Source organism: Streptomyces sp. NPDC004126, assembly GCF_050275515.1.
Classification (GTDB): domain Bacteria; phylum Actinomycetota; class Actinomycetes; order Streptomycetales; family Streptomycetaceae; genus Streptomyces.
The window spans coordinates 1-20,831 of the sequence record NZ_JBNNPF010000074.1; the positions used below are offsets into that span (position 1 = coordinate 1).

The following is a 20,831-nucleotide window of genomic DNA, read 5'->3' on the forward strand; positions in this document are numbered from 1 at the left end:
CCTCCACACCTACAACCACCACCGCTGCCACACAGCACTGGGCGGAAACCCGCCCATCAGCCGCGTGAACAACGCTGCGGGTCAATACACCTAGGCCGCCTCCGACGCCTCCCGCGCCGTCGTCAGGCCGTCGAGCCACGAGGGCGGCAGCTCGGCGGCGTCCCACTCCTCGCGCAGCGCCGACGGCGACGCGGCGAGGCGTTCCAGGACGGCGAGGCTGGTGGGGGAGTGCAGGAGGGAGTAGCGGCCGTGGAGGGTGATGGCGCTGCCCGGCCCGTACCGCTCGTACAGCCGGGTCAGGTCGGGGCGGTGGTCGGCGGCGAACCGTGCGAGGCGGCCCGCGTACCCGGCCCGCTGCCGGGGGCTCATCGTCCCGAGGACGGCGGTGAGCACCTGCTCGGAGACCTCCGGGTCGAGGTCGGAGACGGTGCTGAACGACAGGTAGAGCGGTGTCACCGCCACCTTCGCCCGTTCCACCTCCATCCGGCGGACGGGCGGCCAGGCCTCCGCGGAGTCCTCCGCCGGGCCGGCGCCGACGGCCCGGGCCAGGGCCCGTTCGGCGATCCCGCCGAATTCCTCGGTGAGGGCGCGGGCGCCGTCGAGCCAGCCCGACTCGTAGAGTTCGCCCTTCCCGGCGGGAGCGGTGCCCGCCCCCTCCTCGGCCTCACGGTGGGCGGCGGCGAGGACCCCGGCCTCGACGAGCCCGATCAGCTCCTCGGCGGAGCCGGCGGGAACCCCCGCCCGGCCGAGGAGCTGGACGATCGTCGTCCTCGCGTTGTGGAGGCTGGCCGGGTCCAGCCGCTGCGGGTCTTCGTCGGCGGGGTGCATGGAATCCTCGTCGTCATGGGTCGCGCCGATGCGAGTCTACGCACACCGCCCCCCGGACCGGCCGTCCTCCACCCGAACGCCCGGCCGCCCGGCCGCTACGCCGGCCGCCCGGCGCGGCGCAGGGCCAGGGCGGCGAGGGCTTCGGGGGCGCCGGACTGGCCGCGGATGCCGGGGAAGGCGTTGACGTCGACGATGAGGGGACCGCCGTCCTCCGTGGCGATGACGTCCACGCCGTACACGTCCAGGGCGAAGACGGCGCCCACTTCCAGGGCCAGTTCGGTCCATCCGCCGGGCAGCGGCCCGAGCGGGCGGGCCGGCTCCTTTCCTCCGGCGGCGAGTTCGGAGCGGCGCAGGCCCGCGAAGACCCGGTCGCCGATCACCCACAGTTTGTGGTCCCAGCCGTCGTTGGGGGCGAACGGCTGCACCACGACCGGCTCCCGCTCCCAGCCCGCGGCGGCCAGCGCGCGCAGTTCCCCGGGGCCGTCGACGCGGGCGACCAGGTCGTGCTTGCGGCTGAGCCGGCTCTTGACCACCACCGGCCGGCCGGGCCGGACCTCCGCCCCCAGCCCGGCGAGCGAGGCGTAGGTGCGGGTGGCGGCGAAGGGCAGTCCGGCCCGCAGCGCCAGCTCGGCCATGCCGGTGCGGTCCTGGCAGCGCTCGGTGGCCGCCGCGGAGTTCAGCACGGGCGCCCCGCGCCGTTCCAGCTGCCGGGCGAGGGCCAGGGCCGACGGGGTCCGCGCCTTCAGCAGGTACACGTCGGCCCGCTCCCCGGCCGCGGCGGCGGGTCCGGCCCCCGGGTCCAGCACCCGCACCTCGTGCTCGGGCGCGAGCAGCGCGGCGGTGGCGGCCAGCAGCGGGTGCCCGGCGTCGGGGGTGATCAGGCCGACCCTCACGCGCCGTCCCCCGACCCGGCCGCCGCCTGCGCGGGAACGGGCACCGGGCGGGCGTGCGGGCGCGCCGTCGGGAGGGGCGCGGCGGCGGGGTGTTCGCCGCCCGAGCGGGCCAGGTCCAGTACGGCGCGCGCGACCCGCGCGGCCGCGTCCGGGACCTGGCGGAAGCTCGGGAAGTCGTTCACGTCGACCACGACGGGCCCGTCGGGACCCAGCAGCACGTCCACCCCGTAGAGGTCCAGCCCGTACACCTCGCCCACCCGGGCGGCGATCCGCGCCACCTCGGCGGGCAGCTTCACGCGGCGTTCGCGGACGGGGGCGTCCGGGTGCAGGGGGGAGCGGCGCTCGGTGGCGTAGAGCTCCCCGCCGACGCAGTACACCTTGAGGTCGGTGCCGGAGTTCGGGACGTAGGGCTGCGCGATGAGCATGCCCTCGCCGGCGAGTTCGGGCAGCAGCGCGGCGAGCCGGTCCGGCGAGGACACCAGGTGCACGCCCCGCCCGGAGCTGCCGTCGGCGGGCTTGACCACGAGCGGGTACGCGCTGTCCGGTACGCCCGCCAGGAGTTCGGGCCGGGCGAGGGCGTAGGTGGGCGGCAGCGGCAGCCCGCGGGCGCTGCCGAGGGCGGCGGCCAGCGCCTTGTCCCGTACCCCGCGGATGGAGCGGGCGTCGTTGACGGTGGTCGTGCCGGCGGCGGCCGCGGCCTCCAGCAGGGTGAGCCCGGGGCCGCCGGACACCGTCTTGAGCACCCAGGCGTCGTGCGCGCCGGCCCGGACCAGGCCGTCCATGCGCAGCAGGGAGCCGCCCGGGCGGACCACGTCCACCTGGTGGCCCCAGGCGGTCAGTTGCCGGACGACCTCGTTGGGCATGCCGTCGTGGCGGTAGTGCTCCTCCACCAGGAAGCAGAGCCTCATGGACCTTCCCCGATTTCCCCGGACGTCCGCCGATTCCGTCCGGCGAGTGGTGACGTCACAGGATGCCATGAGATAGCCCCGAAACCGCTCCAGAAGGAGTCTAAGTGGGCACTACTCAACGTAATGTTTATCAAGACCTTTCCTAAACGATCAACAATCCTCTTATAGTTGTGCCCCGTTGCCACAGGAACCTTCTCTTCCATTTACGCCCGGTTTGAGGCCTTGATTGATGACGGCGTCGCCCTCCCCCCTCCGCCCCTCCGCGCTCGCGCTGCTGGTGACAGCAGCGGCCGCGGGTGCCCTGTCCACGGCGGCGGTGGCCGCGGCCCCGTCGGCCGTCCAAACCCCCCTCGCCTGGTTCTCCTTCTCCGGCTCGCTGCTGCTCGCGGTCGCCGCCGGCGCCGTCACCTGGTGGGCGCGCACCGCCCGGGAGCTGCGCGGCCGCCTCTCCCACCTGACCGGCGAACTCCACACCCGTGAGGCCTACATCGCCCGGCTGACCGCCGACGGCGCCCGCGACGCGGCGGCCCGCACCGCCGACCACACCCGGATCGGCACCGCCCACGCCGCGGAGGTGGAGCGCCTGACGACGGGCCACGCCGCCGAACTGCACCACCTCGCCACCGCCCACGCCGCCGAACTCGACCGGCTCGCCACCGCCCAGCAGGCCACCCGCGAACGGCTCGGCGAGGAACTGCGCCGCGCCCGCTCGGGCCGGGCCGCCGCCATGGCCGCCGCCGCCAACGCGGCCGGCCGGATGCAGGCCCTCGCCACCGGAATGCTGGCCGACCTGCGGGAGATGGAGCACAGGCACGCCGACGAGGAGGTCCTCGGCGACCTGCTCCACCTCGACCACCGCACCGCCCAGGCGGGCCGCCTCGCCGACTCCATCGCCGTCCTCACCGGAGCCCGCTCCGGCCGCCGCTGGGCCAAGCCCATCGTCATGGAGTCCATCCTGCGCGGCGCCATGGGCCGCATCGGCGGCTACCAGCGGGTCCGGCTGCACTTCACCAGCGAGGCCGCCGTCGCCGGGCACGCCGCCGAGGGCGTCATGCACGCCCTCGCCGAACTCCTCGACAACGCCGCCAACTTCTCGCCGCCGACCGCCGAGGTCCACGTCTACGTCGAGGAAGTGCCGGCCGGGGTCGTCATCACCGTCGAGGACAGCGGCCTCGTCATGAGCGAGGTCCAGCTGCGCCGCGCCGAACAGGCCGTGACCGCCGAGTCCCTGGACCTCGCCGGGCTCTCCGGCACCCGCCTCGGCCTCGCCGTCGTCGGCCGCCTCGCCCGCAAGCACGGCCTGACCGTCTCCTTCCGCCCCTCCGCCCGCGGCGGCACCGGCGCGCTGATGATGATCCCGGAAGAGCTGATCAGCCACGCCCCGGCCGAACCCGTCCCCGCCCCGGCCCTCCTGACGGCCCCCGAACCGGCCCCCGCCCCCGTCCGGGCGGCCGTACCGGCGCGGCGGACCGAGGCCGAGCCCGTCCACGACACCCCCGTAGACTCCGGGGAGTCCGAGACCACCGGCCGGAACCCGGTGCTCGGCGAGAGCGGACTGCCCCAGCGGCGGCGCGGCCGGACCCTGGCCGCCGCCCACCCCGAAGGCCCCGACGCCGCGAGCGCGGCGGCCCGTACCCAGGCCGCCTCCGGCGGCGCGTTCCGGTCCGCCGCCCGCTTCGGCAGCTTCCGCCAAGCCGTACGCGGCACCGCGGCCCCCGAGCCGCAGCAGCCCACGAACCCCCCGCACCCGGAAGGCAACGACACCCCATGACCGGCCCCACCACCGACGAGACGCTCAGCTGGCTCCTGGAAGGACTCCTGGAGCGCACCCCCGGCGCCCGGCACGCCCTCGTGCTCTCCCGCGACGGCCTCAAGCTGTGCCGCACCCCCGAGCTGTCCGTCGACCAGGCCGACCAGCTCGCCGCGATCTCCGCCGGCATCCAGAGCCTGTCCCACGGGGCGTCCATCGAGTTCGGCGACGGCACCGGCGGGGTGCGCTCCGCCATGGCCGAGTTCTACGGCGGGATCCTCTTCATCGTCGAGGCCGGCGAGGGCGCGCACCTCGCGCTCGTCGCAGCCGAGGACGCCGACGCGGGCCTCGTCGGCCACAACATGTCCGAGCTGGTGGAGCAGCTGAGCGAGCACCTGATCGCCCGGCCCCGGGGATGAGCCGCGCCAGGCCGGGCCGGGACGACTCCCCGGACCGGCTGTACACCCTCACCGGCGGCCGCAGCAGCTCCGGGAGCGACGCCTTCGACCTGGTGACCCTGATCGTCGCCGAATGCGACCCGGTCCCCGGCATCCAGTCCGAGCACGCGGCGATCCTGCGGATGTGCCGCTACCCGACCGCCGTCGTGGAGGTCGCGGCCGAACTGGGCCTGCCCGTCTCGATCGTACGGATCCTCCTGGCCGACCTCCTCGCAGCCGGGCGCATCAGCGCCCGGCACCCGCGCGTCACGACGTACCGCCTTCCCGACCCCGACATCCTGGAGCAGGTGCTCGTTGGACTCCGCAACCTCTGACCCGGGCGAGCCCCGGCAGAACCTCAGCAGCACCGCCGACAACGGCCTCAAGATCGTGATCGTGGGCGGTTTCGGCGTCGGCAAGACCACCATGGTCCGCTCGGTCAGCGAGATCCGCCCGCTGAACACCGAGGAGACGATGACCACGGCGGGCGAGGCCGTCGACCACACCGACGGCATCGGCGCCAAGACCGCCACCACCGTCGCCTTCGACTTCGGCCGGATCACCCTCGACGCCCACAACGTGCTCTACCTGTTCGGCGCCCCCGGCCAGGAGCGGTTCTGGTTCCTCTGGGACCGGCTCTTCTCCGGCACCCTCGGCGCGGTCGTCCTCGTCGACACCCGCCGCCTCGCGGACTCCTGGTACGCCATCGACCGCCTCGAACACCACGGCACGCCCTTCGTCGTCGCCTGCAACGACTTCGGCGGACCCGCCCACACCCCCGAGCAGATCCGCACCGCCCTCGACCTCCCCTCCGAGGTGCCCCTGCTGTTCTGCGACGCCCGCTCCCGCACGTCCAGCAAGCAGGTCCTCATCTCGCTCGTCGAGCACCTCCAGCACCTCCAGCAACTCCACAGCCCTCGGCCCGACCGGCCGGACACCGCCCCGCACCCCATCCCGGAGCCCACCCCGTGACCACCCCCGAGCCCCAGCCCGTCTACCTCGGCGGCCCGCGCTTCCAGAGCGACCCCGCCGAGCTGTACCGGGAGATGCGCCGCGACCACGGCCCCGTCGCCCCGGTCGTCCTCGACGGCGACGTGCCGGCCTGGCTGGTCCTCGGCTACCGCGAACTGCACCAGGTCACCAGCGACCCCCAGCTCTTCTCCCGCGACTCCGACCTGTGGAACCAGTGGGACCGCATCCCGGCCGACTGGCCGCTGCTCCCGATGATCGGCCGCAAGCAGCCGTCCATCCTCTACACCGTCGGCGAACGCCACCGCGAGCGCGCCGCCGTCATCTCCGACGCCCTGGAGTCCGTCGACCCCTTCGAACTCAAGGGCCACGCCGAACGCTTCGCCGACGAACTGATCGACGGACTCTGCTCCAGGGGCAGCTGCGACATCGTCGGCGAGTACGCCATGCTCCTGCCCCTGCGCGTCCTCGCCCGCATCTACGGCTTCTCCGACGAGCAGGGCCCCGGCCTCGTCACCGCCATGAACGACATGATCAACGGCCGGGAGGGCGCCCTCGACGGCCAGCGCCACCTCGCCGAGTCCATGTACGCGCTCCTCGCCGCCAAGTCCGCCGAGCCCGGCCCCGACGTCGCCTCCCGCATGCTGGCCAACACCGCCGGGTTCACCGTCGACGAGATCGCCCAGGACCTGATGGTGATGATGGCCGCCGGCCACCAGCCCACCGCCGACTGGATCGGCAACTCACTGCGCCTGATGCTCACCGACGACCGCTTCGCCGCCTCCCTGGCGGGCGGCCGGCACAGCGTCGGCGAGGCCATGAACGAAGTGCTCTGGGAGGACACCCCGACCCAGAACGTCGCCGGCCGCTGGACCACCCGGGACACCCACCTGGGCGGCCGGCGCATCGGCAGCGGCGACCTGGTCCTGCTGGGCCTGGCCGCCGCCAACGGGGACCCGCACGTACGCACCGACGCGGGCGCCCTCACCGGCGGCAACAACGCCTTCTTCTCCTTCGGCCACGGGGAGCACCGCTGCCCCTTCCCGGCCCAGGAGGTCGCCGAGGCCATCGCCCGGACCGGCATCGAGGTCCTCCTCGACCGCCTCCCCGACGTCGACCTCGCCGGGCCCGCCGCCGAACTCACCCGGCGGCCCTCGCCCTGGCTGCGCGGCCTCAGCGCCCTCCCCGTGACCTACACCCCGACCCCCGCGCTTGGAGCCACCCCGTGACCTGCCCGATCGACCACACCGGCCCCGCCCCCCTCACCCTCGACCCCTTCGTCACCGACCTCGACGCCGAGAGCGCCGCACTGCGCGCCGCCGGCCCGCTGGCCCGCGTCGTCCTCCCCGGCGGCGTCGCCGTGTACGCCGTCACGCACCACGCCGAGGCCCGCAAGCTCCTCACCGACCCCCGCGTCGTCAAGGACATCAACGTGTGGGGCGCCTGGCAGCGCGGTGAGATCCCCCTCGACTGGCCGCTCATAGGCCTCGCCAACCCCGGCCGCTCCATGCTCACCGTCGACGGCGACGAGCACCGCCGGCTGCGCACCCTCGTCGCCCAGGCCCTGACCGCCCGCCGGGTGGAGAAGCTGCGCGCAGGCATCGAGGCCCTCACCACCCGCTCGCTCGACGAACTGGCCGCCCTGCCGGCCGGCGGGACCGTCGACCTCAAGGCGCACTTCGCGTACCCGCTGCCGATGAACGTCATCAGCGAGCTGATGGGCGTCGACGCCGCCGAACACCCGCGCCTGAAGGCCCTCTTCGAGAAGTTCTTCTCCACCCAGACCCTCCCCGAGGAGGTCCCCCAGATGATGGCGGACCTCGGCGCGCTCTTCTCCCGGATCGTGGAGTCCAAGCGGACGGCGCCCGGCGACGACCTCACCAGCGCGCTGATCGCCGCCTCCGAGGACGGCGACCACCTCACCACCGAGGAGATCACCAACACCCTCCAGCTGATGGTCGCCGCCGGACACGAGACCACCATCAGCCTGATCGTCAACGCCGTCGTCGCCCTGGAGACCCACCCCGAGCAGCGGGCCCTCGTCCTGAAGGGGGAGGTCCCCTGGGAGAACGTCATCGAGGAGACCCTGCGCTGGTCCACCCCCACCTCGCACGTCCTCATCCGCTTCGCCACCGAGGACATCGAGGTCGGGGACCGGATCCTCCCGGCGGGCGAGGGCCTGATCGTCTCCTTCGGCGCGCTCGGCCGCGACGAGGCCCAGCACGGCGAGGACGCGGGGGAGTTCGACGTCACCCGCACCCCCAACCGGCACATCGCCTTCGGCCACGGCCCCCACGTCTGCCCCGGCGCGGCGCTCTCCCGCCTGGAGGCCCTCGTCGCCCTCCCGGCCCTGTACGCCCGCTTCCCCGGCCTCACCCTGGCCGTCCCCCGCGAGGAGCTCCGCAACAAGCCCGTCCTCACCCAGAACGACCTCCACGACCTCCCGGTGCGGCTGCACGGGTAGCAGCCGGACGGAAAAAAGAAATGGTGGTCGTACCGGAACCTTGGCTAGGTTGATCGCGTGCCGAAGCTGAATCAGATCATCGCAGTCGAAAAGGGCGTCAAGTCCAAGTCCCTCCAGGAGCTTTCGCAGGCTCATCACGACGTGCAGAAGCCCGCCCTGCTGGCAGGCATCTCGCGTACGTACCAGCCCAAGGACGAGGAGGGCGAGCAGCTGCCGCCCGAGTCCACCCGGGTCCAGGTCAAGGCGGAGGACGTGCTGCGCGCGACGGCGAACACGCTGACGCGGCTGTTCGACGTGACGGCCACCAAGGACTGGGCGAACCGCACCGCCGCCGCCGACGTGGTCGTCGACGGCAGCGTGCTGCTCGCCCAGGTTCCGGTGCCCTACCTCCTCTTCCTGGAGAAGCAGCTCACCGACCTGAACACGTTCGTGCGCAAGCTGCCGGTCCTCGACGCCTCCGAGTCCTGGAACGTGGACCCCTCCACGGACTCCTGGAAGACGGACCCGGTGCGCACCATCCGCACCAAGAAGGTGCCGCGCAACCACGTCAAGGCCGAGGCCACGGAGAAGCACCCGGCCCAGGTCGAGGTGTACTACGAGGACGTCGCGGTCGGCTACTGGACGACCGTGAAGTTCTCCGGCGCCCTCCCGGCCCGCCGGGTCAACGAGCTCCTCGACCGGGTGGAGCGGCTCCAGCAGGCCGTGAAGTTCGCCCGCGAGGAGGCCAACGGCACCGAGGTCACCGACCAGCGGGTCGGCGACGCGGTGTTCGGCTACCTCTTCAGGTAGCCCCGAGAACGCCCCCTGCGCGATCAGGGGGTGCGCGAGAGCGCAAGCTGAAACTGACGTTGAAGCTGAAACAGGGGTGCAGTTGGGGGTTCGAATCCCTCCCCCGGCACACGTGCCGGGGTGGCCCAAGCCGGCAGAGGCGGCCCCTTGAATCTCAGATTATCGCTCCAGTCTCAGCATTCGCCGCCGAACACCGGATCGACCGAGCAGGGACGATCACCGACGGATGGGGGTTCAAGTCCCCCCTGCGCCTCTCCGTGGCGCGGTAGTTCAAAGGCAGAACACGTCGGCCTCAATGTGATCCCCGCTCTTAAACGCCGTCGGTGTGTGCAATTGGGTGGCACTCAGGGGCCCGGGAACTGGACATGTTCCCGGGCCCCGTCACGTTTCCCAGAACGCCCCGATTCCGCTGCCGGGCAGGCCCGTACGACTTCCGGCGCACGGGGCTGCGACCACAGGGGGACGCCGGGTCAGCCTGTGAGCCGACGAGGGCCGAGGCGCCCCGCCTAGCGTGAACCGCATGAAGATCCGACGCCGCACCGCGGCCGCCGCGGCCTTACTGGCCCTGCTGATCCCGGCCCCGCTCCTCGCGGCCACCACCGCCACCGCCACCCCGGCGGCCGCCGCCCAGGCGCCGGCGGGAGCACCCGAACTGCCCGCGCCCACCGGCCGGTTCGCCGTCGGCCAGGAGGACCTCCACCTCACCGACCGCAGCAGGACCGACCCCTGGGCGGGGACCGGCCCCCGCGAACTGATGGTCACCCTGCGCTATCCCGCGCAGGGCGGCACCGGCCGCGCCCCCGCGCCGTACCTGAGCACCGAGGAGGCCCGGCTGCTCCTCGCCGACCGGGGGCTGGACAAGGCCATCGCCCCCGCCGCCCTCGCCGCCACCCGGTCCCACGCCCGTACCGGCGCGAGACCCGTCGGGGGCCGCTACCCGCTGATCGTGCTGTCGCCCGGCTTCACCGTGTCCCGGGCCACCCTCACCTCGCTCGCCGAGGACCTGGCCTCCCGGGGCTACGTCGTCGCCGCCGTCGACCACGCCTACGAGAGCGCCGGCACCGCCTTCCCCGGCGGCCGGATCCTCACCTGCCTGGCCTGTGGGCCGGCCGACACCCCGGGGGGCCACCAGGCCGTCATGGGCGTCCGGGCCAAGGACGTCTCCTTCCTCCTGGACCGCCTCACCGGCCGCCACCCCGCGTGGCGCCACGCCGGGCTCATCGACACCGGGCGCATCGCCATGGGCGGCCACTCCATGGGCGGCTCCGCCGCCCTGTCCGCCATGGCCGCCGACCAGCGGATCCGCGCGGGCGCCGACTTGGACGGCGGCCTGCCCGCCCCCTACCCGGCCGCCGGGGCCGGCGGCCGCCCCTTCCTGCTGTTCGGTTCGGCCGCCAGCGCGCCCGGGGGCGGGCTGAACGGCGACTGGTCGGGGGCGTGGCCGTACCTGGACGGCTGGAAGCGCTGGATCACCGTCGACGGCACCGACCACTTCGGACCCACGGACTTCCCCTTCCTCCGCGACCGGTTCGGCCTGTCCGACCCCACGGCACCGCTGTCCGGCTCCCGCGCCGTCGAGCTGACCCGGACCTACACCGCCGCCTTCTTCGACCAGCACCTGAAGGGGAAGCCCGCACCGGTCCTGGACGGACCCCGCGCGGACGCCCCCGAGGTCCGCTTCCACAACCCCTGAGAGACCGGTACGGGGACCCGCGCGGGTCCCCGTCACGTCGGCGGCTACACCGGTACGGACACGAACGTCCGGCCCGACTCGTTCACCACCAGGACCTCCTTGACGTCCGAGGGGTCCACGGCCGCGGAGCCGTCCAGGGCCGCGCCCTTGCCCTCGCCGTGCTCCGCCGTGCCCACCACCCAGCCGCCGGCCGTGGACCGCGTACCGTCCCGGGAGACCACCACCAGACGGCACCGCTCGCCCGCCGGCACCCCGGTCACCGCCGCGTGCAGCCGCACCCACTTGGCGGCCGGCGTCAGCTGTACGGTCATCCGCGCGCCCGTACCCGGGTCCGTCGCGGAGGCCACCCGCGTCCCCGCCGGCGGCGGCGAGGGCGCCGCGGACGCCGTCGGCGGGGGCTGCGGGGGCAGCGCCCCGACGTCCCCGGCGTCCGCGCCCATCCGGGCCCCGGCCCAGAACACGGCCGCCAGCGAGGCCGCCGCCGCCAGGCCGACCACACCGGCCCGCCACCGCGCGGCCGACACCCGCTCCCCGCGCACCTGCCGCAGGGTCCGCTGGAGCATCAGGTCCCCGCCCTGCGGGGGCCCGTCCAGGAAGGCCTCCTCGGGCACCTCCCCGAGCACCCTCTCCATCTCGCGCAACGCCGCCACCTCCTCCCGGCACCGCACGCAGTCGCCGAGGTGCTCCTCGACGCGCCGTACGTCCTCCTCGTCCAGGACGCCGAGCACGTACGGGCCGAGCAGTTCCACTTCCTCCTCGTGCCGCTGCCTGTTCACGCCACCACCTCCCGCAGTCCGCCGGGCTGCTGGGGCGGCCGGCCGTTTCCTCTCCTCCGCGCGCCGTCACCGGCGCCGTCCCCGAACACCTCGCGCAGGGCCTTCAGCGCGTAGTGCGAGCGCGACTTGACCGTGCCCGCCGGGATGCCGAGCCGGTCGGCCGCCTCGGCGACGCTGTGCTGGCGGTAGTACAACTCCGTCAGCACGTCCCGGTGTTCCGGTGACAGCCGGTCCAGGGCGCCGAGCACCGTCATGGTGTCCACCACCGCGTCCGCGTGGTCCCCCTCGACGGGGGGAGCGGCCGCGGAGCCGGACACCTCCGGCGGCCGGGCGGCCTTGGCCCGGTACCGGTCCGTGATGATGTTGCGGGTCACGGTGAGCAACCAGCCGCGCACCGAGCCCTTCCCGTTGACCAGGACCTCGGAATGCCGCCAGGCCCGGATCAGCGTCTCCTGGACGACGTCCTCGGCGGCGGCCCGGTCCCCGGTCAGCCGGGTGGCGTAGGCGAGCAGGGCGTTGCCGTGCTCCTCGTACACCGCCCTGATCAGTGCCTCGTCGGTCGAGCCCCGCCGATTGCGGGGCCACAGTGGTCCAGGCATACAGGTTCTCCGTCCGCCTCGTGTCGCGTCGTGCGGTCGGTACACGCCGGCAGGGCCCCGCCGGTTCATGTGACCCGCATCACTCACGTCCGGCAGGTGCGGCCCTCGTTGAGGCAGGCGACCAGTTCGCCCATCCGCCCGTCGGTCATCACGTCCACGAACATCGCGTGGTCCGTCTTCGGGCTGTGCCGCTGCTCCGGGAAGGAGTCGAGGGCGATCGGCACCCCGGGCGGCACCGCGTAGGCCAGCGAGAGCCGCAGCTCGGGCACCGGGAACATGCCCTGGGGGCACACCCCCCGGGCGGAGGGGAACACGAGGTGGGAGCGGTGGTCGGCGGCGGCCGTGTCCAGCCCGTTCCAGCAGGAGGGGAAGACGAGCGTACGGGTCACCAGCTCGCCGGCCGGGCAGCGCGGGTAGCCGGTCGTGGACCGGCCGGGGGAGCCCGAACAGCCCCAGCGGGCCCGGACGGCGGCGTCCGGCCCGGCCGTGTAGGCCACGGCGTCCCCCGTCATCGCGCGCAGGAAGCGGGGCATCGGCACCACCTTGCCGGCCGGGCTGCCCCGGAACTCCACCCGCACCGAGGCCTCGGGCAGGATCTCCCCCGTGTTCCCGTGCCCGGCGGCACCCTCGTGGGCGCGGCCGCCCGGCCGGTCGGTGCGGCGCAGGACCGGCCAGTAGTACGTGGAACGGTCGCCGCCGGCGCAGCTCGTGGCGGCGGCGGAGAGGGAGGCGTCGGTGGACAGGGCGTCCGTGGACAGGTTGCCCACGTACGCGTGGGTGTGGTGGGCGCCGGCTCTCAGCCCGGGCGAGACCACCAGGTTGTCCTCGTTCCAGTGGCCCTCCTCGTTGCGCCCGCAGTCCACCGTCACGGTGCCCGTGGAGGCGTCCGGTCCGGGCGGTGGCGGGGCGGGGTCGGGCGGGACGTCCGAGAGGTCCACGCGGGCGCCCACGGCGTCGGTGTGGCGCGGGCCGGCCGCCCGGGAGGCGCCCAGCACGGCGGCGGCCAGCCCGGCGCCCAGCACCAGGCAGACGAGCAGCGCGAGCAGGCGGTTTCCGTTCCCCATGACGGTCACGGTCGCCGCTGCCCCGCCGGACCGTCAACCGGGCGTCCGCACCAGTGCGCCGCCGCGCGTTCGGAGGTGTCACCCACGCCCCTGCTCAGCGCCGCCGACCCGGACGGCGAGCCGGCCAGGTTGGCCCGTCCGGGGCTTGTCCGGCCGTGAACCCGCCCACGAGAGTTCTCGTATGACACCGGAAGAGCTCCTGCACTCCTTCGCCCGCACCCGCGCCTCCCTCGACGGCAGTGACACGGTCTTCCGGTGGACCGGCGACGTCCACTCCTGGGCCCCCGGCGAGCCCTACCGCCGCCTCTTCGGCTTCGAGGGCCTCAACGCGGCCCGCCTGGAGGCCGACGAGGAGGGCGGCGGCTACCGGATGCTCTCCCGCGAGGCCGCCTTCTACCTGGACCCCGGCACTCGGGAGATCCTGGAGACCTGGCAGGGGAAGCCCGTGGTCCACGTCTGGAACGATCCGGCCAACCAGCGGTGGCGGCCCTTCCCCGTCCCGCGCACCGAACTGGGCGACCAGGTCTGCTTCAGCCTGGAGATCCCGCTCGCCTACCCCTCCCCGCTGCCGGTCGCCGACTACCCGCTGAACTCCGCCGACGACACCTACCGGGCCCTGGAGCTCTTCCAGTTCTTCACCCCGGCCGCCGCCCTGGCCGGTGACGCCCCGAGCGTGCCCGCCACCATGTCGTGGACCCGGATGTCCCCCTGGCTGCCCTGGATGGAGCAGGGGCAGCGCCCCGGCGGCCTCACCTTCCACTGCCGCGGCGTCAAGCTCGCCTCCTACGCCGAGGTCCCCGAGCGCACCCGCGCGTACATCGCCGCGCACCACCCGGAGTTCGCCCGCGCCCCGGAGAAGTGGACCGAGCCCAACGAGTCCAGCTGGACGTACTTCCGCCGGCTCAACCCCCGCTGACCCCGCGGATCCCGCGGGCCTGCGCCGACCCCCGGTAACCCCCGGGCGGGGGAGGGGCCCGCAGGGTCCGGACAAGGGTTTTCCCCGTATCGGGTTCACTCCCGCGTTGCCTACTGTCTGCCCACCGGCGATCTTCCGCGCCCCGGGCGGCCCCGCACCAACCCCACATGGTGTGAAACGACCGCGGACGCGCTGACCGCCGGGTACGCCGTCGCCCTGCCCCGCCGTTGCGGCCGGGCGACGTGGCGCGCGGCGGTGCCGGGGCGGGTTCGACCAGCCCGTCCAGGCCCGCTCCCGCGCTGTTCCACCTCCCACACTGCACCGACCGGCCGCTCCGGCCTGCCCGGAACCGGCCCGTAAAGGGGAACAACGTGCACGCACCCAGACGTCGGCTCATATCCGTCGTGGCCATGTCCGTCACCCTGCTCGCCGGCGCCGCCACCGCCGCGGTGGCCGTGACCCCCGCGAGCGACCCGGCCGCCTCCACCCTCCCGGCCGCCGCGGCCCCCGCCGCCCCTGCCGCCGCCCCGGTCGAGAACCTGATCGTCGGCTACAAGTCCTCGGCCTCCGAGGCCAGCTCGAACGACGCCGCCGCGACCGACGCCGCCGCCAAGGGCCAGAAGGCCGGCAAGAAGGCCAAGTTCGACCGCCGTCTCGGCACCGGCGCCGCGCTCGTCAACCTCGGCGGTGCGACCGCCCCGGCCGACGCCGCGAAGCTGATGGACCAGTTCCGCGCCGACCCGGACGTCGCCTACGTCGAGCCGGACTCCCGCGCCTACGCCATGGCCACCCCGGACGACACCGAGTACGCCAAGCAGTGGGACCTCTTCGAGCCCACCGCCGGCATGAACGTGCCCGCCGCCTGGGACAAGACCACCGGCTCCGGCGTCACCGTCGCCGTCATCGACACCGGCTACGTGGCCCACTCCGACGTGGCCCCCAACATCGTCGCCGGCTACGACTTCATCAGCAGCTCCACCGCCGCCCGTGACGGCAACGGCCGCGACAACAACCCGGCCGACCAGGGCGACTGGAGCGCGGCCGGCGAGTGCGGCACCGGCTCCAAGGCCAGCGACTCCTCCTGGCACGGCACCCACGTCGCCGGCACCATCGCCGCCGCGACCAACAACGCCAAGGGCGTCGCGGGCATCGCGTACAACGCCAAGATCCAGCCCGTCCGCGTGCTCGGCAAGTGCGGCGGCGCCACCTCGGACATCGTCGACGCCATCACCTGGGCCTCCGGCGGCACCGTCTCGGGCGTCCCGGCGAACGCCACCCCCGCCAAGGTCATCAACATGAGCCTCGGCGGCTCCGGCGCCTGCACCGCGAGCTACCAGAACGCCATCAACGCGGCCGTCGCCCGCGGCACCACCGTCGTGGTCGCCGCCGGCAACAGCAACGCGGACGCGGCCGGCTTCTCGCCCGCCAGCTGCAACAACGTGATCAACGTGGCCGCCACCAACCGCACCGGCGACCGCTCCTTCTACTCCAACTACGGCGCGATCATCGACGTCGCCGCCCCGGGCGGTGAGACCCGCCGCGCCACCGACACGCCCGGCACCGTCACCACCCCCGAGAACGGCATCCTCTCCACGCTGAACGGTGGCACCACCACCCCCGGCGCCGAGATCTACAAGCCGTACCAGGGCACCAGCATGGCCGCCCCGCACGTCGCGGGCCTCGCCGCCCTCCTCGTCGCGGCCAAGCCCTCGCTGACCCCGGCGCAGATCGAGTCGGCCATCAAGGCCAACGCCCGCCCCCTGGCCGGCACCTGCACCGGCGGCTGCGGCACCGGCCTCGCCGACGCGGCCGCGACCGTCAACGCCGTGACCTCGACCCAGCCCACCCCGGCCTTCGAGAACACCGCGGACTTCGCCATCGGCGACAACGCCACGGTCGAGAGCCCGATCACCGTCACCGGCGTGACCGGCAACGCCCCGGCCACCCTCCAGGTCGGCGTGAACATCGCGCACACCTACATCGGCGACCTGAAGGTCGACCTGGTCGCCCCCGACGGCACCGTCTACACCCTGCACAACCGGGCCGGCGGCAGCACGGACAACATCAACCAGACCTACACCGTCAACGCCTCCTCCGAGGTCGCGAACGGCACCTGGAAGCTCCGTGTGAACGACAACGCGGGCGGCGACACCGGCAAGATCGACTCCTGGAGCCTCGGCTTCTGATCCCGGTCCCGCACCGGTCCCGGCGGAGCCCCCCAACTCCGTTCTGACGGACCGATGGTACGGACCAAACCAGTGCGCGGGTCTGCCGGTACCTCCCGTACCGGCAGACCCGCCGCGCATTCCTGCCGCCCGACTGAATTCTGCGTCACAATCCGGGTCCGTCGGGGGGCTGACCTCGTATTGTCGCGTCTCACAGGAAGGGCACAGGAGCAGGGGCGCGAAAGGCTGGTGGCTGTGCGTGGCGGCGACGGGTAACGCTGACACCAACGTCGGACACGGTGCACTCATCGAGGCGGTCGACCGGGCGCTGACCACGCACGGCCGCGCCGTCCTCACGGGCTGCGCCGGGTCGGGGAAGACCGAGGTGGCACGGGCCGTCGCGGCCGCCGCCGCCCGGCGGCGCGAAACCGTCCTGCACCTCGCCCCCGAAGCCGCCGACCAGGCGATACCCGAGGCCGCCGCCGCGGCCCTCCTCGCCTCCGTCCCCCGCACCGCCCTCGACCGCCTCGCCGGACCCCAGCGCACCGCCATCGCCCTGCTGCGCCGCGAGGCCGACGCCCCCCGCGCCGGCCGCGACCACGTCGCCCTGCGCCTGGCCGTCGTCGAAGTGCTCCGCGGCCTCACCGCCTCCGGCCCCGTCCTGCTCGTCCTCGACAACGCCCAGTGGCTCGACCCCGAGAGCACCGACCTGCTCCGCTTCGTCCTGCGCCTGACCCCGCCGCGCGTCCGGGTCCTCGCCGCCGAATGCGTCCAGTCCGCACCCGTCGCCGAATCCCTCTGCGGCCCCGGCACCCCCGTCGTCCACGTCCCCCCGCTCGGCGCCGACGAGGTCGCCGAACTCCTGCTCCGCCACGGCCTGCCCGCCCGCCTGGCCGGCCGCATCCACCAGGCCAGCGGCGGCAACCCGCGCCTCGCCCTCGCCCTCGGCCACTCCCTCGCCGAAGCCGCCGGCCAGGGCGGCGGCGCCCACCACGCCGACACCCTGCCCGTCACCGGCCAGGCCCGCGAGGTCGCCCGCCGGCTCCTCGCCGCCGCCCCCGCCCGGATCCGGCCGACCCTGCTGCTCGCCGCCCTCGCCGCCCGCCCCACCACCGCCCTGCTCCGCCGGGCCGGACGCCCCGACGCCGAGGCGGAACTCGCGCAGGCCGAACGGGCCGCACTGGTCACCGTCGCCGAGGACGGCACCGTCGCCTTCACCGCCGGCGCGCTGCCGGCCGCCCTGGCCGCCGACGCCGGCTGGCCCGAGCGGGCCGTCGGCCACGCCGCGCTCGCCGCCGCCGTCGACGACCCCGTCCAGGCCGTGCGCCACCGCGCCCTCGCCGTCGACACCCCCGACGCGGACCTCGCCGCCGAGATCACCCGGGCCGCCGACGCCTGCCGCCGCCGGGGCCAGCGGGCGCTGGCCGCCGAGCTCGGGCTGCTCGCCGCCGAACGCACCCCCGCCGGCCTCCCGCAGGAGGAGCTCGCCCGCCTCGTCTGCGCCGCCGAGGACGCCGGCTGGGCCGGCCGCGCCGACCTCGCCCGCCGCGCCACCCGCGCGGTCCTCGCCCGCGACGCCTCGCCCGCCCAGCGGGTACGGGCCCGGCTCGCGGTGATCGACGCCGCCGGGCAGGCCCTGGCCGACCTCGACGAGACCATCGCCCACGCCGTCGCCGACGCCGCCGGGGACCCCTCCCTGCAGGCCGCCGTCCAGCTGCGGATCGCCTGGAAGCACAACATCGGCGACGGCGACCCCGTCCGCGCCCGCGACGCCGCCGCCGAGGCCGGAGCGCTCGCCAAGGCCGGCGGGGACCAGGTCGCCGAAGCGATGGCCCTGACCGTCCGCGCCCGGATGGGCCGCATCCTCGGCGACCCCGACGCCGAGGACATCCTGGCCGAGGCACTCGCCCTGCCCGCCCCCGAGGTTCCCCTCGGCATGCGCAACGCCCCCCAGTTCCTGGCCGTCCGCCACGCCCTCTTCGACGACCGGCTCACCGACGCCCGCCGCCAGCTCCTCGTCCTGCTGCCCGCCGTCCAGCGCACCGGCTCCGCCGAGGACGTCTTCGAGGTGCTGCGCAGCATGACCGAGGCCGAACTGCGCCGCGGCCGCTGCGTCCGCGGCACCGCCCACGCCCGCCGCGCCCTGGAACTCACCATCGAGGCGGGCCTCTCACCCGGGCCGGCCTGGTACGTGGCCGCCACCGCCGAGGCCGCCGCCGGCAGTTTCGCCCGAGCCGCCGCCTACGCGCGCCGGGGCATCCGGGCCTCGGAGGAGGAGGGCGACCAGGTCTTCCTGTCCCGGGGGCTGTACGCGCTCGGCACCGTGGAACTCGCCACCGGCGAGGCCGCGAGGGCGGTCGCCACCCTCAGCCGGGTGGCCGCCCTGGAGGAGGCCCAGCAGGTGGTCGACCCCTCCGTGCTGCGCTGGCACGGGGAGCTCGCCGAGGCCCTGGTCGCCGCCGACGCGCCCGGTGAGGCCGCCGGGCTGCTGGACCGGGTCACCCCGGTCGCCCGCTCCCTTGGCCGGACCACCGTGCTCGCGGCCCTGGACCGGGCCCGCGGGCTGTGCCTGTCCGCGCGCGGCGAGCCGGAGCGGGCCGTCGCCCTGCTGGAGGCCACCGCCGAGCGGTTCGGCGGCTTCGGACTGCCCCTCGAACGCGGCCGTACCCTGCTCGCGCTGGCCCGCGTGGAGCGCCGGCGCCGGCGCCGCGCCCCCGCCCGGGCCGCCCTGCGGGCCGCCGCCGAGCTGTTCGAGGCCGCCGGGGCCGCGCCCTGGCTGGACCTGGCCCGCGAGAACGCGCCCGAGAGCTGCGCCCCGCACCCCGGGGTGGCGGCCCTGACCGAGGCGGAGGCCCGGCTCGCCCTCCTGGTCGCCGGGGGAGCCAGCAACCAGGAGGCGGCGGCGAAGCTCTTCCTGAGCGTGAAGACGGTGGAGGCCCGGCTCACCCGGATCTACCAGAAGCTCGACGTCCGCTCCCGTGCCCAGCTGGCCACGGCGCTGCGCGGGCAGTGAGCCGGGGCCTCCGCGGCGTCAGCAGCCCAGGTTGTTCCCGGGGGTGACGCCCAGCAGCTGGGTGAAGCTCTGGTACTTGCTCACCCGGCTCTGCACCTGCGCGGGGTTCCCGCCGTTGCACTCCAGGGCCCCGTTGATGGAGCGGATCGTCTCGCCGAAACCCGCGCCGTTGACCATGGCCGCGTGCGCGGTCATCGTGCCGGGGCCGTTCTGGGTGTTCCAGTACCAGAGCGCCGTCTTCATCGCGACCGCCGGGTCCTGCTCCACCAGGTAGGGGTTGGCGAGCAGGTTGATGCCGAGGGCGTCGCCCGCCGCCTTGTAGTTGAAGTTCCAGCTGAGCTGGATCGGGCCGCGGCCGTAGTACGCGGCCTGGCCGGCGGGGCAGCCGTAGGGCTGGGAGGCGTCGCAGTAGTGCGGGTAGTTGGCGGTGTTCTGCTCCACTATGTACACCAGCCCGCCCGTCTCGTGGGAGACGTTCGCGAGGAAGGCGGCCGCCTCGCGCCGCTTGACGGTGTCGTCGCCGGTGTTGGCGAAGCCGGGGTACGCGGAGAGCGCCGCGACCAGGCCGTTGTAGGTGTAGAACGGGTTCCGGTTCGGGAACATCTGGTTGAACTGGGCCTCGCTGACCACGAAGCCGGACGGGTTGCCGGTGCCGGGGTCGGGGTCCTGGCCCCCGCCGCCGCAGGCGCCCTGGTCCGACCAGACGCCCCACTGGCCGGTGGTGCCGGGCGTCTCGCCCTGGGTCCACCACTTGGCCTGCCAGTTGTGGCCGCCGTACGAGGCGGCGGCGCCGCCCGTGTAGACGGCGGAGGAGCTCCAGGCGCCGGCGCAGGCGGGGGCCGCGGCGGCGGGGGAGGCGGGCAGGGCGACGGCCAGGCCGAGGGTCGCGGCGGCGGCCGCGGCGAGGGAGAGGGCTCGGCTGCGAAGCGTGCTTATCACGTAACGGCTCCAGGGGTGGGGGGAGTTGCCGCGGGGAGGTGGGGGGCGGCAACTAACGCCACTGAACCGATAATGGTCTGGACCTGTCAAGGTCTAGACCAAATCCTTTGCCGTCGGGCCCCGGACACGCCGGAGCGGCGTGGCGGCCGGGCCGCCACGCCGCTCCGGAGCCGCTGGGTCAGCTGCCGGCCGAGAGGTTGCCGGACAGGACCGGGATGTTCTCCACGAGGTGCGAGAGCGTCTCGTCGCCCTTGGCCTGGGTGGAGTTCTCGGTGCACTGCTGGTTCTGCGGGTTGGAGGCGATCGGGATGTCCTGGACGCCGACGTTGATGAGCAGGATCGACTGGAGGTTGACCTTGGCGGGCAGGCCGACGCAGAGCTTGTTCAGCGAGCCCTGGATCGCGGAGAGCTGCGGGCTCATCTTGCCCGAGGTCTCCTGGTTGCCGTAGATCTGGTCGGCGTTGTTGCCGTTGACCGTGTTGATCCCGTTGTCATTGCCGATCGCCATCGCCGGGGATGCCGCGAGGGCGCCCGTCCCCAGGACGGAGGCGGTGACGGCGGCGGTGGCCATGAACTTCTTGAACATCGTGAGGATCCTTCTGGGTCGCATGTGCTGTCCCCGGCGGGA

At 74.3% G+C, this 20,831-nt stretch carries 19 protein-coding genes; 11 read left to right on the forward strand and 8 right to left on the reverse strand.

Features of this window, described 5'->3' with window-relative positions:
* Positions 1 to 90: 90 nt before the first annotated feature.
* From ACQKM2_RS37420 to ACQKM2_RS37430, 3 genes are all read right to left on the reverse strand, one after another.
* Complete coding sequence (locus ACQKM2_RS37420; RefSeq protein WP_427717796.1) at positions 91 to 828, reverse strand: hypothetical protein; 738 nt, start codon at positions 826 to 828, stop codon at positions 91 to 93.
* A 95-nt stretch (positions 829 to 923) separates the two neighbouring features.
* Positions 924 to 1,721 carry an ATP-grasp domain-containing protein gene (locus tag ACQKM2_RS37425; RefSeq protein ID WP_427717798.1) on the reverse strand — a complete coding sequence of 266 codons (798 nt, stop codon included), beginning with the start codon at positions 1,719 to 1,721 and terminating at the stop codon, positions 924 to 926.
* Positions 1,718 to 2,629 (reverse strand): ATP-grasp domain-containing protein, encoded by a 912-nt coding sequence (locus ACQKM2_RS37430; RefSeq protein WP_427717801.1) that lies wholly within the window; start codon positions 2,627 to 2,629, stop codon positions 1,718 to 1,720. Before ACQKM2_RS37430 ends, ACQKM2_RS37425 begins: the two co-directional genes overlap by 4 nt.
* Before the next feature lie 229 nt (positions 2,630 to 2,858).
* On the opposite strand from ACQKM2_RS37430, the gene ACQKM2_RS37435 reads away from it, so the two are divergent.
* From ACQKM2_RS37435 to ACQKM2_RS37470, 8 genes are all read left to right on the forward strand, one after another.
* Entirely contained in the window at positions 2,859 to 4,400 is a 1,542-nt protein-coding gene (locus tag ACQKM2_RS37435) for a sensor histidine kinase (RefSeq protein ID WP_427717803.1), read from the forward strand.
* Positions 4,397 to 4,798, forward strand: coding sequence for a roadblock/LC7 domain-containing protein (locus ACQKM2_RS37440; protein ID WP_125820074.1), 402 nt, complete (start codon positions 4,397 to 4,399; stop codon positions 4,796 to 4,798). The genes ACQKM2_RS37435 and ACQKM2_RS37440 overlap by 4 nt, the downstream gene beginning before the upstream one ends.
* Positions 4,795 to 5,151 (forward strand): DUF742 domain-containing protein, encoded by a 357-nt coding sequence (locus ACQKM2_RS37445; RefSeq protein WP_427717805.1) that lies wholly within the window; start codon positions 4,795 to 4,797, stop codon positions 5,149 to 5,151. Before ACQKM2_RS37440 ends, ACQKM2_RS37445 begins: the two co-directional genes overlap by 4 nt.
* The gene (locus ACQKM2_RS37450) at positions 5,132 to 5,788 is read left to right on the forward strand and encodes a GTP-binding protein (protein ID WP_427717808.1); all 657 of its coding nucleotides are present in this window, start codon (positions 5,132 to 5,134) and stop codon (positions 5,786 to 5,788) included. The genes ACQKM2_RS37445 and ACQKM2_RS37450 overlap by 20 nt, the downstream gene beginning before the upstream one ends.
* The gene (locus ACQKM2_RS37455) at positions 5,785 to 7,014 is read left to right on the forward strand and encodes a cytochrome P450 (RefSeq protein ID WP_427717810.1); all 1,230 of its coding nucleotides are present in this window, start codon (positions 5,785 to 5,787) and stop codon (positions 7,012 to 7,014) included. Before ACQKM2_RS37450 ends, ACQKM2_RS37455 begins: the two co-directional genes overlap by 4 nt.
* Positions 7,011 to 8,249: a cytochrome P450 family protein gene (locus ACQKM2_RS37460; protein WP_427717813.1), complete on the forward strand. Its 1,239-nt coding sequence runs from the start codon at positions 7,011 to 7,013 to the stop codon at positions 8,247 to 8,249. The genes ACQKM2_RS37455 and ACQKM2_RS37460 overlap by 4 nt, the downstream gene beginning before the upstream one ends.
* Before the next feature lie 57 nt (positions 8,250 to 8,306).
* Positions 8,307 to 9,038, forward strand: coding sequence for a hypothetical protein (locus tag ACQKM2_RS37465; RefSeq protein ID WP_427717814.1), 732 nt, complete (start codon positions 8,307 to 8,309; stop codon positions 9,036 to 9,038).
* A gap of 520 nt (positions 9,039 to 9,558) precedes the next feature.
* Complete coding sequence (locus tag ACQKM2_RS37470; protein ID WP_427717817.1) at positions 9,559 to 10,731, forward strand: alpha/beta hydrolase family protein; 1,173 nt, start codon at positions 9,559 to 9,561, stop codon at positions 10,729 to 10,731.
* Positions 10,732 to 10,775: 44 nt separating this feature from the next.
* Here ACQKM2_RS37470 and ACQKM2_RS37475 read toward each other — a convergent pair whose 3' ends face one another.
* The 3 genes from ACQKM2_RS37475 to ACQKM2_RS37485 all read right to left on the reverse strand — a co-directional run bounded on the left by ACQKM2_RS37475 (position 10,776) and on the right by ACQKM2_RS37485 (position 13,170).
* A complete protein-coding gene (locus ACQKM2_RS37475) occupies positions 10,776 to 11,507 on the reverse strand; it encodes a zf-HC2 domain-containing protein (protein WP_427717819.1) in 732 nt (243 codons plus the stop codon).
* Positions 11,504 to 12,106, reverse strand: a complete 603-nt coding sequence (locus tag ACQKM2_RS37480; protein ID WP_427717822.1) for a sigma-70 family RNA polymerase sigma factor — start codon at positions 12,104 to 12,106, stop codon at positions 11,504 to 11,506. Before ACQKM2_RS37480 ends, ACQKM2_RS37475 begins: the two co-directional genes overlap by 4 nt.
* Positions 12,107 to 12,189: 83 nt before the next feature.
* A complete protein-coding gene (locus ACQKM2_RS37485; protein ID WP_427717825.1) occupies positions 12,190 to 13,170 on the reverse strand; it encodes a DUF1996 domain-containing protein in 981 nt (326 codons plus the stop codon).
* 181 nt (positions 13,171 to 13,351) lie between these two features.
* Between ACQKM2_RS37485 and ACQKM2_RS37490 the strand changes: the two genes are divergently transcribed.
* The 3 genes from ACQKM2_RS37490 to ACQKM2_RS37500 all read left to right on the forward strand — a co-directional run bounded on the left by ACQKM2_RS37490 (position 13,352) and on the right by ACQKM2_RS37500 (position 19,264).
* The gene (locus ACQKM2_RS37490; protein ID WP_427717827.1) at positions 13,352 to 14,086 is read left to right on the forward strand and encodes a DUF1838 family protein; all 735 of its coding nucleotides are present in this window, start codon (positions 13,352 to 13,354) and stop codon (positions 14,084 to 14,086) included.
* Positions 14,087 to 14,496: 410 nt separating this feature from the next.
* Positions 14,497 to 16,272 (forward strand): S8 family peptidase, encoded by a 1,776-nt coding sequence (locus ACQKM2_RS37495; RefSeq protein WP_427717858.1) that lies wholly within the window; start codon positions 14,497 to 14,499, stop codon positions 16,270 to 16,272.
* Between the two features lie 238 nt (positions 16,273 to 16,510).
* Positions 16,511 to 19,264: an AAA family ATPase gene (locus ACQKM2_RS37500; RefSeq protein ID WP_427717829.1), complete on the forward strand. Its 2,754-nt coding sequence runs from the start codon at positions 16,511 to 16,513 to the stop codon at positions 19,262 to 19,264.
* Positions 19,265 to 19,282: 18 nt separating this feature from the next.
* Here the strand turns inward: ACQKM2_RS37500 and ACQKM2_RS37505 are convergent, their stop codons facing one another.
* Both ACQKM2_RS37505 and ACQKM2_RS37510 read right to left on the reverse strand, forming a co-directional pair.
* Positions 19,283 to 20,203 carry a glycoside hydrolase family 19 protein gene (locus ACQKM2_RS37505; protein ID WP_427717832.1) on the reverse strand — a complete coding sequence of 307 codons (921 nt, stop codon included), beginning with the start codon at positions 20,201 to 20,203 and terminating at the stop codon, positions 19,283 to 19,285.
* A 178-nt stretch (positions 20,204 to 20,381) separates the two neighbouring features.
* On the reverse strand, positions 20,382 to 20,789 hold the full coding sequence (locus ACQKM2_RS37510) for a rodlin (RefSeq protein ID WP_427717835.1): 408 nt from the start codon (positions 20,787 to 20,789) through the stop codon (positions 20,382 to 20,384).
* Positions 20,790 to 20,831: the final 42 nt, after the last annotated feature.